The sequence below is a fragment of the Arthrobacter sp. B1805 genome, from assembly GCF_002929745.1.
Lineage (GTDB): Bacteria > Actinomycetota > Actinomycetes > Actinomycetales > Micrococcaceae > Arthrobacter_D.
Window position 1 is genome coordinate 75,610 of sequence record NZ_PJIQ01000001.1, and the last position, 12,815, is coordinate 88,424.

General features: G+C 68.4%; 14 protein-coding genes. 11 read left to right on the plus strand and 3 right to left on the minus strand.

The window, feature by feature from the left end:
- The first annotated feature begins 83 nt into the window (after positions 1-83).
- The 7 genes from CXQ96_RS00420 (at position 84) to CXQ96_RS00450 (ending at position 7,022) form a co-directional block, all read left to right on the plus strand.
- On the plus strand, positions 84-374 hold the full coding sequence (locus tag CXQ96_RS00420; RefSeq protein ID WP_146070777.1) for a hypothetical protein: 291 nt from the start codon (positions 84-86) through the stop codon (positions 372-374).
- Positions 371-1,660, plus strand: a complete 1,290-nt coding sequence (locus tag CXQ96_RS00425; RefSeq protein ID WP_104116073.1) for a hypothetical protein — start codon at positions 371-373, stop codon at positions 1,658-1,660. The genes CXQ96_RS00420 and CXQ96_RS00425 overlap by 4 nt, the downstream gene beginning before the upstream one ends.
- On the plus strand, positions 1,657-2,805 hold the full coding sequence (locus tag CXQ96_RS00430) for a histidinol-phosphate transaminase (protein WP_104116074.1): 1,149 nt from the start codon (positions 1,657-1,659) through the stop codon (positions 2,803-2,805). Before CXQ96_RS00425 ends, CXQ96_RS00430 begins: the two co-directional genes overlap by 4 nt.
- A gap of 138 nt (positions 2,806-2,943) precedes the next feature.
- Positions 2,944-4,161 (plus strand): pyruvate dehydrogenase (acetyl-transferring) E1 component subunit alpha, encoded by a 1,218-nt coding sequence (pdhA, locus tag CXQ96_RS00435; protein WP_181036302.1) that lies wholly within the window; start codon positions 2,944-2,946, stop codon positions 4,159-4,161.
- A complete protein-coding gene (locus CXQ96_RS00440) occupies positions 4,161-5,135 on the plus strand; it encodes an alpha-ketoacid dehydrogenase subunit beta (protein WP_104116075.1) in 975 nt (324 codons plus the stop codon). The genes pdhA and CXQ96_RS00440 overlap by 1 nt, the downstream gene beginning before the upstream one ends.
- Positions 5,136-5,144: 9 nt before the next feature.
- Positions 5,145-6,788: a dihydrolipoamide acetyltransferase family protein gene (locus CXQ96_RS00445; RefSeq protein ID WP_104116076.1), complete on the plus strand. Its 1,644-nt coding sequence runs from the start codon at positions 5,145-5,147 to the stop codon at positions 6,786-6,788.
- 9 nt (positions 6,789-6,797) lie between these two features.
- Positions 6,798-7,022: a hypothetical protein gene (locus CXQ96_RS00450; protein WP_104116077.1), complete on the plus strand. Its 225-nt coding sequence runs from the start codon at positions 6,798-6,800 to the stop codon at positions 7,020-7,022.
- A gap of 25 nt (positions 7,023-7,047) precedes the next feature.
- On the opposite strand, the gene CXQ96_RS00455 is transcribed toward CXQ96_RS00450, so the two are convergent.
- From CXQ96_RS00455 to CXQ96_RS00465, 3 genes are all read right to left on the minus strand, one after another.
- On the minus strand, positions 7,048-7,263 hold the full coding sequence (locus tag CXQ96_RS00455) for a transcriptional regulator (protein ID WP_104116078.1): 216 nt from the start codon (positions 7,261-7,263) through the stop codon (positions 7,048-7,050).
- A 57-nt stretch (positions 7,264-7,320) separates the two neighbouring features.
- Positions 7,321-8,616, minus strand: a complete 1,296-nt coding sequence (locus tag CXQ96_RS00460; protein ID WP_104116079.1) for a PLP-dependent aminotransferase family protein — start codon at positions 8,614-8,616, stop codon at positions 7,321-7,323.
- 80 nt (positions 8,617-8,696) lie between these two features.
- The gene (locus tag CXQ96_RS00465; protein WP_104116080.1) at positions 8,697-9,665 is read right to left on the minus strand and encodes a LuxR C-terminal-related transcriptional regulator; all 969 of its coding nucleotides are present in this window, start codon (positions 9,663-9,665) and stop codon (positions 8,697-8,699) included.
- A gap of 374 nt (positions 9,666-10,039) precedes the next feature.
- Between CXQ96_RS00465 and CXQ96_RS18270 the strand changes: the two genes are divergently transcribed.
- From CXQ96_RS18270 to CXQ96_RS00480, 4 genes are all read left to right on the plus strand, one after another.
- On the plus strand, positions 10,040-10,180 hold the full coding sequence (locus tag CXQ96_RS18270) for a hypothetical protein (protein WP_181036303.1): 141 nt from the start codon (positions 10,040-10,042) through the stop codon (positions 10,178-10,180).
- An 85-nt stretch (positions 10,181-10,265) separates the two neighbouring features.
- Positions 10,266-11,240 carry a lantibiotic dehydratase C-terminal domain-containing protein gene (locus CXQ96_RS00470; RefSeq protein WP_104116081.1) on the plus strand — a complete coding sequence of 325 codons (975 nt, stop codon included), beginning with the start codon at positions 10,266-10,268 and terminating at the stop codon, positions 11,238-11,240.
- A gap of 41 nt (positions 11,241-11,281) precedes the next feature.
- Positions 11,282-11,473: a hypothetical protein gene (locus CXQ96_RS00475; protein WP_104116082.1), complete on the plus strand. Its 192-nt coding sequence runs from the start codon at positions 11,282-11,284 to the stop codon at positions 11,471-11,473.
- 247 nt (positions 11,474-11,720) lie between these two features.
- A complete protein-coding gene (locus CXQ96_RS00480; protein WP_181036304.1) occupies positions 11,721-12,806 on the plus strand; it encodes a Gfo/Idh/MocA family oxidoreductase in 1,086 nt (361 codons plus the stop codon).
- Positions 12,807-12,815 lie beyond the last annotated feature (9 nt).

Genomic DNA, 12,815 nt, shown 5'->3' on the forward strand with positions numbered 1-12,815 from the left:
GGTGTCGGCCCGCCCGGGCCGCACCACACGCACTCCTACCGTTGCAGCATGGCCAGGAGAGGGGAAGGCTGATGGACAGCCGGATGGAAGCCGATGCCGGGCCGGTGCGGTCCCCTGCGAGTTCGGACGTCGCAGCGATGGTCGCTGCCCTTCAACGGCACGCTCGTCGGCTCGAGGACATCCACCGGCACGCACTCTCGGTCACCCTGCTTCCCTGGGAGTCTCCGGCCGGAGCCAACTTCAGGTCCTACCTGTCCGAGCGGTGCGCCGAAGTGTCCCGGACAGCCGACCTGCTGAAGTCCGCGTCCCGGCAGCTCGCCGACTACGGGCGACTGGTCCAGGACGCCGAGATGCAGCGCCAGGCCGGCCTGTGACGGACCGCCTGCATCCGGTGGCGGGCGACGACGGTTTCCTGGTCGTCCGCGGCGGTGTCGGCGGCATCCGGTTCCAGTGGGAGGAACTGGAGGAGGCCGCCACGGTGCTTGCGGTTCTGGCGGCCGACACGGGGGACGTCGCCGTCGCCCTCGGGTACCTCGACCGCGACCTGGGCGAGTTCCCCTGGCGGATCATGCACCTGCAGCCGACAGGAGGAGTCGCGGGGCCGCTGTACCAGGCAGCACGCGCCGACGTCGACGCCGCGTGGACGTCGGCGCTCGACAGCGGCCGCACCCTGGCCACGACCGGGAACCGGCTCAGGGCAAGCCTGCGCGCCTACCGGATGGCGGACGGCGCGGCCGTCGCAGCGACGGAGGCGGCCAGGGCCGCCAGCGGGGCCACTGCCCGTGCTGCGGCGCGTGCAGCCATCGAACGCGGGGTTCTCGACGTCGGGCCCATCACGCTCCGGAATCGATCAGCCGGCGCGGTGGTGGCCTTCGACGGAACGGTCGCGGGCGTCGTGGGACGCCTGGCGGCGGTCGAGTCTGAGGACCCGGGCACCTTCGAGGTGCTGCGCGCCGGGACGGACGCGGCACCGGTGTACGTCGTCGTTCTCCCGGGCACCCAATCGGGACTGGTCGACGGGGCGGCTGGAAGCAATCCCTTCGACGCGGGTGGGATCGCCGAGGCGCTCGCCGCCGAGAGCCGCTTCACCGAGGGCGCCGTGCTGGAGGCCCTCAGGAGGGCCGGGGCCGAGCAGGGAGACGCCCTCGTGATCGCGGGGTACAGCCAGGGCGGCCTGCACGCCGTCAACCTCGCAACCTCGGAAGGGCTGGGAGGACGGTACGACGTCCAGGTGGTGCTGACCGCAGGCTCTCCCACGGGGTGGCACGAATCCGGATCCGCCGAGTACCTCCACCTGGAGCACCATGCCGACGCTGTTCCCGAGCTGGATTCGACGGACAATGCCGACGGGCGCAACCGGACCACCGTCACGCTGGGTCATCCGGTTCCCATCATCGGAACGAGGGAGGACGGGTCACGCGAATCATGGGGCCTCGGTCCGGCACACAAGCTGGAGAACTACGCGGAGGGGGCGAGGCTCGTCGACGAGAGCGAGGCACCATCGCTTGCGCCCGCAGCAGCCCTCCTCGCCACAGCAGGCGCGTCCGGTACCGCCCGGCGCTACTCCTTCACCGCTGTCCGGAACCCCCAGCCGGCGGAGGGTCCGGGAGCCAGGGGCACGCGCGGGGTGCAGCAGGGCGGGTCTAGGCTACTGCCATGACGTCGATCGATGACCTCCCGGCAACACCCTCCGATGATTCTGCCCGCGCCGACGCCGGCGTTCGTCCACGCGGAGTGCTCGGCAGACTCCCTCGCTACGCAGCGGGCAAGCCGCCCGTCGTCGTGCAGGGTCTCGAGAGCTTCAAGCTCTCGTCCAACGAGAATCCGCTACCGCCCCTTCCGGCCGTGCTCGAGGCGATCGCCTCGGAGACCTCCATCAACCGTTACCCGGATCCGATGACGACGGCGCTCCGCACGGAACTGGCCGGGTACCTGGGCGTTCCCGCCGGCGACGTCGTCACGGGCGCGGGGAGCCTCGGCGCACTGAATCAGATCCTCGCCACCTTCGCGGGCCAGAACGACTACGACGCTCCAGACGAGGTCGTCTACGCCTGGCGATCCTTCGAGGCCTATCCCATCAGTGTCGGGCTCGCCGGTGCTGCAGGCGTGCAGGTGCCCGTCCGTGCGGATGGCACGCATGACCTCGACGCCATGGCGGCCGCCATCACCGACCGGACGCGTGTCGTTCTGCTCTGCACTCCCAACAACCCGACGGGGCCGATCCTCACGCGTGAGCAGGTGGTGGGGTTCCTCGCGAGAGTGCCGGCGCACGTCGTGGTCGTCATCGACGAGGCCTACCAGGAGTTCGTGCGGCGCGCCGACGCCGTCGACGGCATCGAGCTCTACCGGACGTACCCGAACGTCATCGTGCTGCGGACGTTCTCGAAGGCCCACGGACTGGCGGGGCTCCGCGTGGGGTATTCCGTGTCGCAGCAGCCGCTCACCGAGCATCTGAGGGTGAGCGCCGTCCCGTTCGCCGTATCGCAGGTCGCCGAGCATGCCGCTGTCACTTCGCTGCGGCATATCGACGAGGTCGAAGCGCGCGTCCAGTCGATCGTGGACGAGCGTATCCGTGTCGTCGAGGGCCTGCGCGAGCTGGGCTGGGCGATCCCCGAGGCCGAGGGGAACTTCGTCTGGCTGTCCCTCGGCGAGCATACGCAGGACTTCGCCGCCAGGGCCGCTGAGCAGGCCCTGTCCGTGAGGGCCTTCGGCGCGGAGGGAGTGCGTGTGTCCATCGGTGAAGAGGCCGCGAATTCGCGTTTCCTCGAGCTGTGCCGGGGCTATGCGCATCGTCCCGCTCTGTGAGCAAGCAGTCTTAAATAGGCCTGCACGCGCGCGCTGACTAGTCTTGACCAGTATGTCGCCGGAACATATGTTCTCCGGTGTATGACTTCCAGCATACATTCCTCAAGCGGAATGTACAGCGTCGGGTGAGGAGCAGGAATGAACAGCAGCCGTTTGCCGGCAGCAGAGTTCGAGGTCGAGGAGGTTCTGCGCGCCGCGCACGCAGCGGAGGAGGGCAGCCGGACGGAGCCTGACCTCGACATGCTGCAGGTCCTGGCCGCCGACGGAACCATGGCGAGCGGGCTGGCCGCGGACATCGCCGGGACCACGGTCGATCTCGGGCCCTACCTTGCGCAGGACGCAGACCACCTGCGCTCGCTGTACCGGGACATGTTCCTCATCCGTCGCTTCGACCAGGAGTCGACGGCGCTGCAACGCCAGGGCCAGCTTGCGCTCTGGGTGCCCCTCACGGGTCAGGAGGCGGCACAGATCGGCTCCGGACGGGCACTGCAGCCCCAGGACTATGCCTTCCCGACCTACCGGGAACACGGCGTAGCGCTGACCCGCGGTGTCGAGCTGTCGCAGATCCTCCGCCTGTTCAGGGGCGTCACCAACGGAGGGTGGGATCCGCGGGAGCGGAACTTCCACCTCTACACGCTGGTCCTCGCGGCGCAGTCCCTCCACGCCGTCGGCTACGCGATGGGGTTGCAGAGGGACCAGCTGGCCGACCCGTCGCTGCCGCCGGCGGCGTCCATCGCCTATTTCGGTGACGGAGCGAGCTCCGAGGGCGACATCCACGAGTCGATGGTGTTCGCGGCGTCGTTCAATGCCCCTGTCGTGTTCTTCTGCCAAAACAACCAGTGGGCCATCTCCGTCCCCTCGAGTGTCCAGACCAGGGTGCCCCTGGCCCAGCGGGCCGAGGGCTACGGCTTCCCCGGCATCCGGGTCGATGGGAACGACGTCGTCGCCGTCGAGGCCGTGACGCGCTGGGCGCTGGAGCACGCCCGGTCGGGCAGGGGGCCCGTCCTGATCGAGGCCTACACCTACCGCATGAGCGCCCACACCACCGCGGACGACCCGACGAAGTACCGGCTGTCCCGCGACGAGCAGGAGTGGCAGCCCCGGGATCCCCTGGCGCGTCTGGAGGCCCACCTCCGGTCAGCAGGCACGGCCGACGACGCCTTCTTCGAAGAACTCGCTGCCGAAGCCCGCACCATGGCATCCGAGCTGCGCGAGGCAGTGCTGTCGATGACCGCCCCGGAGCTCGCCGAGCGCTTCGCCACCGTGTACGCGGAGCCGCACCCGCTCGTGCAGGAGGAATTGCGCTTCTTCGAGCAGTACGAGGCCGGATTCGCCGAAGAAGGGAAGCACGCCTGATGGCGACGATGACCATTGCACGGGCGATCAACGAGGGACTGCGCGCATCCCTCACGAACGATCCGAAGACCCTGCTGATGGGCGAGGACATCGGTGAGCTCGGGGGCGTGTACCGCGTGACCGACGGTTTGAAGCGCGACTTCGGGGCCATGCGCGTGGTCGATTCCCCGCTCGCGGAGTCGGGCATCATCGGAACCGCTATCGGATTGGCGCTCCGCGGATACCGTCCCATCTGCGAGATACAGTTCGACGGTTTCGTCTTCCCCGGTTTCAACCAGATCACCACGCAGCTCGCGAAGCTCCGCACGCGGAGCGACGGCATGCTGAGCGCTCCGGTCGTCATCCGTATCCCGTACGGCGGCGGTATCGGTAGCGTCGAGCACCACTCGGAGTCGCCGGAGGCGCTCTTCGCGCACACGGCAGGCCTCAGGATCATCACGCCGTCGAATGCCCAGGACGCCTACTGGATGATCCAGCAGGCGGTGACGTGCGAGGACCCGGTGATCGTGTTCGAGCCCAAGCGCCGCTACTGGCTCAAGGGCGAGGTGGATACGTCCGCTCCCGCGGGTGACCCCTTCTCCGCCCAGATCCTGCGTCGGGGAACGGACGCGACCATCGTTGCCTACGGGCCGCTGGTACCCGTCGCCCTGGCAGCTGCGACGGCAGCGGAGGAGGACGGCCGCAGCGTCGAGGTCATCGACCTTCGCTCCATCTCGCCGATCGACTTCGACACCGTCACCGAATCCGTGACCCGCACCGGCCGGCTGATCGTCGCGCACGAGGCTCCGACGTTCGGCGGCATCGGCGGCGAGATCGCTGCCCGGATCTCCGAGCGTGCGTTCCTGTCGCTCGAGGCTCCCGTCATACGCGTGGGTGGATTTCACATGCCGTACCCGGTGGCGCGGGTGGAGGAGCAGTACCTGCCGGACATCGACCGCATCCTCGAGGCACTCGACCGTGCCTTCGCATACTGAAGGACCATGATGACGCTCAATACGTTCAATCTGCCGGATGTCGGTGAGGGCCTCACGGAGGCCGAGATCGTGCAGTGGAGGGTCGCACCCGGGGCAACGGTCTCGGTCAACGACATCATCTGCGAGATCGAGACCGCCAAGTCCCTCGTCGAGCTGTCCTCGCCCTACGCCGGAACGGTGTCCGAGCTGCTCGTGGCCGAGGGAGAGACCATCGAGGTCGGCACGCCGATCATCTCCGTGGAAGATGCGCCCGCTGGCGCTGCAGGGAGCGGGGACGACGGCGCGGGCGGTGCAGGGGCGAACCCTGACGGCGGAAGCCCCCGTTCCTCCACGCCGGCTCGAGGCGCCAGCAGTCCGGCGGGCGAACCTGACCCCTCGAATGGAAGTGACGACGCGCCGGTGCCGGTTCCCCAGATGCCCGGGGAACTCGCCGGGCCTCAGGGCGAGGACGCCGTCGGTGCTGCCGCGCCCGGCGCGGCCGCTCCCGAAGGCACGCCCGGTCCGCTCGTCGGCACGGGACCGAAGGCTGACGCCGTCAAGCGCCGCCCGCGGAAGGCTGTCCCAGGGCCGGACGCTCGCGCGGGTGGGTCCCCGAGCACGAACGGTGTGCATCCGGGCGCGACCGTCACCGGCGCCCCGGACCATGCAGGTTCCATGACCGGAGCGTCCCGCCAGCGGGCTGGACAGGCGCCGGCGCCGGCGCCGGCACAGGCGCACGCACCCGCAGGGGCCCCGGAAGGTCCGGCCCGGACCAGCCCGCTGAACCAGCTGATCAACCGAGTCCTGGCGAAGCCCCCGGTGCGCAAGGCAGCGCGGGACCTCGGCATCAACCTCGCCGACGTCCCGGCAACCGGGTCCGCCGGTGAGGTCACCAAGCAGGACCTCATGAGCTACCAGTCCCAGCGCGACGCCGAACAGGACGGTGCTGATTCCTTCTGGGCCGATCGCAAGCTCCTCGGTGGAGACCGCATCGAGCGGATCCCCGTGAAGGGCGTCCGCAAGGCCACGGCGAAAGCCATGGTGCAGAGCGCCTTCACGGCGCCGCACGTGAGCATCTTCGTGGACGTCGACGCGTCCCGCACCATGGAGTTCGTCAAGCGGCTCAAGGCTTCCCGCGATTTCGAGGGCGTCAAGGTATCGCCGCTGCTCATCCTGGCGAAGGCTGTCATCTGGGCGGCGGCACGCAATCCCTCCGTCAACGCCACCTGGACCGACGACGAGATCCTCGTGAAGCACTTCATGAACCTCGGTATCGCAGCGGCCACTCCACGCGGACTCATGGTGCCCAACATCAAGGATGCGCAGAACCTCTCGCTGAAGGAACTGGCGCTGGCGCTGAACGACCTCGCGACCACGGCGCGGGCGGGCAGGACCCAGCCGGCACAGATGCAGGGCGGCACGCTGACCATCACCAACATCGGCGCCCTCGGCATCGACACCGGCACTCCGATCATCAACCCGGGAGAGGTCGCGATCGTGGCGTTCGGCACCATCAAGCAGAAGCCCTGGGTGCTCGACGGCGAGGTCATCCCCCGTTGGATCACCACGCTGGGCGGCTCGTTCGACCACCGGGTCGTGGACGGCGACCTGAGCGCGCGTTTCATGGCCGACGTCGCGTCCATCCTCGAGGAGCCGGCCCTGCTGCTCGACTAGGCTGGAGGCATGGATCGCCAGCCACCCGGCGGAAGGGCCGAGCACATACCGCGTCCGCGCTACCCCCTGGGCAGGCTCCTGCTCGTGGTGGTGATCGGGTTCATCGCGTCGAGCGTCCTGCAGCTCGCCTTCCCCGGGCTGGGCACGATTGCGCGCCTGTCCCTCCTGGTGATCGTGGCCGCACTCATCTCGATAGCGGTGACGATGCGCCAGCAGAAGCGGCCACCGCGCTGACGATCAGGGTGCGGGTGGGTCCGGGCTACTGCTTGCCGTACTTCCGGTGGACTGCCTGCTTCGTCACACCGAGGCACTGGGCAATGGCCTCCCACGAGAGCCCGGCCTGGCGGGCGCTGCGAACGAGGGCCGACTCCGTGCGCCCGACCTCCCGGTGGAGCTCGGCAACCAGCTGCAATGACTCCGCGGGCCCCTTGCCATCCATGGATCCTACGAGTGTCTTCAGTCTTCCCACCTCCATTCGTCAACTGTAGTTGACGAATGGAGGTGGGGCAAGAGCTGGACGCCGGTCCTCGGGCTACGCCCGGTTCTCCTCGATCGCCGTGCGCAGGATCGGTGCGAGACGCCGCACGCCCTCGACGATATCCTCGGGTGCTACCGCGCTGAAGGCCAGGCGCAGCTTGTTCGACGGATCATCCGACGGTGTGAAGGCGGCACCGGGGATGAACACGACGCCGGCGTCGATCGCCTTGTACAGCAGGGGGTAGGTGTCGATGCCCTCGGGCAGCGTGACCCACACGAAGAACCCGCCGTCCGGGGTGGTCCAATGCACCCCGTCCGGGAGTTCCTTCGCGAGGGCGCCGAGCATCGCGTCGCAGCGCTCCCGGTAGAGGCTGCGCATGGCGTGCAGGTGTCCGCGCCAGTCGTACTCCGTCAGGTACGCGGTCACGAGCATCTGCGTGAGCGGCGACGGGCACAGCACAACGGCCTCGCATGCGAGGTAGAACCGGCGGTAGAGGTGTCTGGGCACCAGTGCCCAGCCGAGCCTCACACCCGGGGCGAAGATCTTCGAGAAGGAGCCGAGGTAGATGACGTCGTCCGGGTTGTCCGCCCTCATGGGCTTGAGCGGTTCACCGTCGAAGCGCAGCATGCCGTACGGGTTGTCCTCGAGGACGAGGATGGTGTGGTCACGGCAGATGTCGACGACGCGCTGGCGGCGGTCGGCGGTGAGCGTGATGCCGCTCGGGTTGTTGAAGCTGGGAATCGTGTAGAGCAGCTTGATGGATCGGCCCTGGGCCTCGAGCTCGCCGATGATCCGCTCGAGTTCCTCAGGGATCAGTCCGTCGTCGTCCATCGGGACGGTGACGACGTCGACCTCATAGGCCTCGAAGGTGTTGAGGGCCCCGACGTAGGTCGGGTCCTCACACAGGATGACGTCGCCGGGATTGCAGAACACCTTGGCTGCGACGTCCTGGGCCGACTGCGAGCCCGTGGTGATGACGATGTCGTCGGGGCTGGCGCCCTCGATGCCCTCGGCCGCCATGACGTCACAGACGAGGCGGCGGAGCTCCTCCATGCCCTGGCCGCCACCGTACTGCAGGGCTTCGAGGCCATGCTCGGCGATGATCTTCTGCGCAGTGCGACCGAGGTCCTCGAGCGGGAGGGACTTCAGGTAGGGGCTGCCGCCGGCCAGGGAGACCAGCCCGGGACGGATCGAGATGTCGAAGACGTCGCGCACGGCGGATTGCTTGATGTTGGCTGCGCGCAGCGAGAACAGCGCGTCGTGTCGGTTGGCGGAATCGACTGCTCGTTCGAGGGCGGCTTCGGTCTCGGCGGGCAGGAAATCGGCGGAGGCTTCGCTGGAGGACGTCACGCCCAGAGTCTAGGCGGGGGTTGACCCCGAGGCAACAGGTGTTGCCTTTCAGTGCGTGCGAGGATCCGCGGCCGGTAAACCTAGACCCAGCCGGCCTCCCGGGCCTTCAGTGCCGCCTGGAAGCGGCTGTCAGCGCGCAGCGTCTCCAGCATCCAGGCGATGTGACGGCGGCAGGTCCTCACATTGATATCGAGGCGCCGGGCGATCGACTCGTCGGACAGCCCGTTCGCCAGGCCCTGGATGATCGATCGTTGCAGGCTGCTCAGGGGGGATTCGACCCGATCGGGTGCGAGGAACGATTCGCTGATCTCCCAGGCGATGTCGAACAGGTGCGTGAAGATGTTGATCAGGCTGTGGTCGCGGATCACGAGGGCGGCCTTGTCGTCGCGTGTCAGCTGGCGACCGACCAGTGCGAGCTTCTCGTCGAAAATGAGCATGCGCAGTGGAATGAAGGGCAGCACCCCGAACTCTCCGCCGCCTGCCGCAATCGCTTCCACCGCCTTGCGCGTCGGGACGTGGTCGCGCGTGCTCGTGTCGTAGAGCGTCCGCCGCCGGACGCCGTTCTCCAGCAGCTGGAGGTCCTTCCGGACGCTCTCTTCGTGGACGTCCGCCGTGGAGCCCTGCCCGGGCTGCGCGATGTAGACCCTCTCCGTCACGTCCCGCCCGTAATCGATCAGCACCCGATGGATGAGGTGGGGGTCCTCGAGTGTCTCCACGGAGGTGCTGGCGAGGACGCTCTTGCGCGCTTCGAGGAACGTGGGAAGGAGGCTGGACAGTTCGCGCCGCTGGCTGCTGATCCGCGCCTTGAGGTCCTGAACGGCGCGCTCGTCCGCGTCCACGAGGTCGGCGAGGGCGACGTCGGGCGAAACGGCGATCAGGCCGTCCTCACTGCCGGCCTGGGGGCTCAGCAGGCGGCGGTCGGACAACGCGCCGATGGCCTCGTCGATGCGCCGCAGGGTCAGACCGAGTGCGTCCGAGGCCTCCGCGCGGGTCCAGCCCGGGTGCCCCACGGCGTACCGGTAGACCTCGAGCGACACCGCATCCAGCATGAGCAGTCCTTGTCCCGTCCGCTGGTTCAGCTGCGGATCGCTTGCACGACGATGAAAAACATGACATGTCCAGTTAATGACAGAACCATAGGGCATGCAATCCGTCGACGACGGAAGCACCGGATCTCCCTAAAACAGGCCCGATTCCGGGCTACATCGGGGCTATTCTTCCGCGCAGGCCGTACGACGGCGTCCTCTTGACGCCATGTCCGCAAACGGCCAGCCCTACTGCTGGACACTACCTGCTGGTGCCCGACATTCTGGTGAAGCCGGTTCAGCGGGAACCTCGAAAGGGCTTTCCCGGACACGGGCGCTGCGGACCAGCAGTGCTGAACAGCTCGACCTCCCGGACGCCGGGCAAGGAAAGGATCGCCATGAAGAAAGTATTCGGCGCAACTGCAGGCCTGCTGATCGTGGTGGGAGCTGTTCTGCCGGCAGGACAGTCCGTCGGCGCAGCAAGCTGGGACTGGCCCAAGGGTCAGCCGACAGCGAGCAGCTGGGACTGGCCGAAGTAACAGGAGACCACCGGTCGAGAGCCCCGGTGGTCCCGCCCAGAGCCCGCCCCAGCGGGGGTAACCACAAACCCTGAAGGAGAGAGCCATGAGTCAACTGACAGCCGTCCGAACCGCCTCACGGGCGGTCGTCAGCACTCGCTGGTGGCACCTCTCCTTCTCCACGGGTGGCTTCGATGTAGCGGACGGCATCATTGAAGAGCTGGTTACCCCGCTGGTGGCGCAGGCACAGGCACTCGGCGCGAAGCGATGGTACTTCACACGGTGCGCGGACGCGTCGACGGGAGTGGTGAGTCAGGTCAGGCTCAGCATCCACGCCCATCCGCGGGTGCTCGAGAGACTGCGCTCGTTCCAGAGGGCCCTGCAGGTGCGCAGCACGCAGACCCTGCCCCTCCTGGCAGTCCGCCAGCAATTCACCGCACCCGCGAACAACACGTACTACTCCGGCGGCCAGGAGATGGCCGATCCCCAGCTCGAAGCGAACCTTGTGAAGTACGGCGGGGTGGAGGGCCTGCACCTCGCGGAGGAAGTCTTCGAACTCAGCTCCGAGCTGGCCATCTGGGCCAATCAGCGATTCCCGCGCATGCAGAGCCGCTCGGCGCTCGGGGCGCTCGTCCTGTTCGACGCCGCGCAGAGCATGATGCGCGGTCCCCGCTCCGCCGGATGGCCCGATCGGCGCCGGCTCTCCTGGGACTATTACTGGGAGAGCCACCTGCGCACCTGCACCGCAGACGTCGGTCCCCGTGCATCCGCAGTCCGTGAGGCGATGGCCGTACAGGTAGCCTCCAAATCGACCGGGTTCCACGCCCTCATGGCTGCAACGGCCTCGGAGTCGGCGGTACAGAACTGGCGACGTCGCTGGTTCCGCGCACTCGACACCTACCTGTATCGGGCGGACAAGGTACGCGTCAGCCGCAGCGCACAGCACCTCACCGTCTACCAAGCCCACATGACGCTCAATCGCCTCGGGTTCGTGGCTCGTGAGGAGGCGGCGCTGGGACTGTATGCACGGAGCTGGCGCCCGCAGGCAGTCCTCGTCAGCGGAACCCGGAACCCTCGGTAGGCCTGCGACCCGCAAGTGCACCCCAAGCAAAGGACCGCACCATGAACGCCAGGAACACCATCGTGCTAGCCGTCGATGATGCCGACCTCTCCAGGGCGCTCGGCTGCTCGTCCGAGGCCGTCGAGTCCATGCAGCACGACGGCGTGCTCGAGTCGCAGGGACAGCTGTGGGAGATCGGCCCGGCGCGCGACTACCTGCGGGACGCCGCCTGGGCCGACAGCCTCTGGCACTGATCCCCCTCGGGTACTGATCCCCCTCTGCCACTGATCACCCTCGGGCACTGATCGGACTGACGGGGTGACGGAGGGCGCGACGACCCCCGTGCCTCTCGCGTCGTCTCCCGGAAGGGATCGGGGTGCTCGAACGGTCGGCTTGTACACTGTGGGGCAATCGCTGGCAGTCCGGCCACGTGGTCGTGGTGAGGTGGTGCGTGGTGCGGAAGCCAGGGCAGACAACTCCCGGTATCGAGAGGTCGCGGCTTTGATCGTTCCCGACAGGGCGCCCACCACTCCCGCCAGGCCGGTGAGGACCGTGCTGATCGGGTTCGGCCACGGGGGCCGAGTCTTCCACGCCCCGCTGCTCCACCACGATCCGCGCTTCGACCTCGCCGTCGTCGTGACCGGCAGCCTCGAGCGCCAGGACGCGGCACGGGCCGCGTACCCGGATGCCGTCGTCGTTCCGGGTCTCGATGAAGCCCTGCAGGCCGTCCCCGACGTGGAGCTGGCCGTGATCGCCACTCCCAACGCGACGCACGCAGCCCTGGCGAGCGCCGCACTCAGCAGGGGACTGCACGTGGTGGTCGACAAGCCCCTGGTCGTGCGCTCCGACGATGGCGAGCGCCTGATGAGGGAGGCGCGCGCCGTTCAGCGGCTCCTCGTCCCGTTCCACAACAGGCGGTGGGACGGCGACTTCCTCGCCGTGCGCTCCATGATCGGCTCGGGGCAGCTGGGCCGGGTCCGAGTGTTCGAGTCCGCGATGGATTCGTGGAAACCGACCATCACGAAACAGTGGAAGCGGGAGGCGGGGCCGGGCGACGGCGGGGGAGTCCTCTACGACCTCGGTCCGCACCTCATCGACCAGGCCCTTGCCCTGTTCGGTCCAGCCACTGCCGTGTTCGCGGAACTACGCCGCGACCGCCGCGGAGCCGTCGCGGATGACAACGTGTTCCTGGTGCTCCAGCATGCGGCGGGCGTGACCAGCCACCTCCACGCCGGGACCCTCGTTCCGCAGGCCCGGCCCCGGTTCCGGGTCACCGGCGACGCCGGCCTGACGATCGACGGAACGGACCCCCAGGAAGCGCTGCTGGGAGCGGGAGTGGCGCCCTCCGAGATCCCAGCGACGGCGAACTCGCGCTCGGAGCGGGAGGGTCCGCGTGGGCTGCTGGGGCGCGACGGCGACACGGAGCCGATCCTCATCGGACCCGGCGCGTACACGTCCTTCTACGCCGGCCTCGCCTCGGCAATCGACGGTACAGGGCCAGTGCCGGTTCCGGCGGAGGACGCCCTCGCCGCCGTGCGCATCATCGAGCAGGTGCACGCGTCCTTTCCGCTCCTGCCGCCGTCGTAAGCCGGTCGC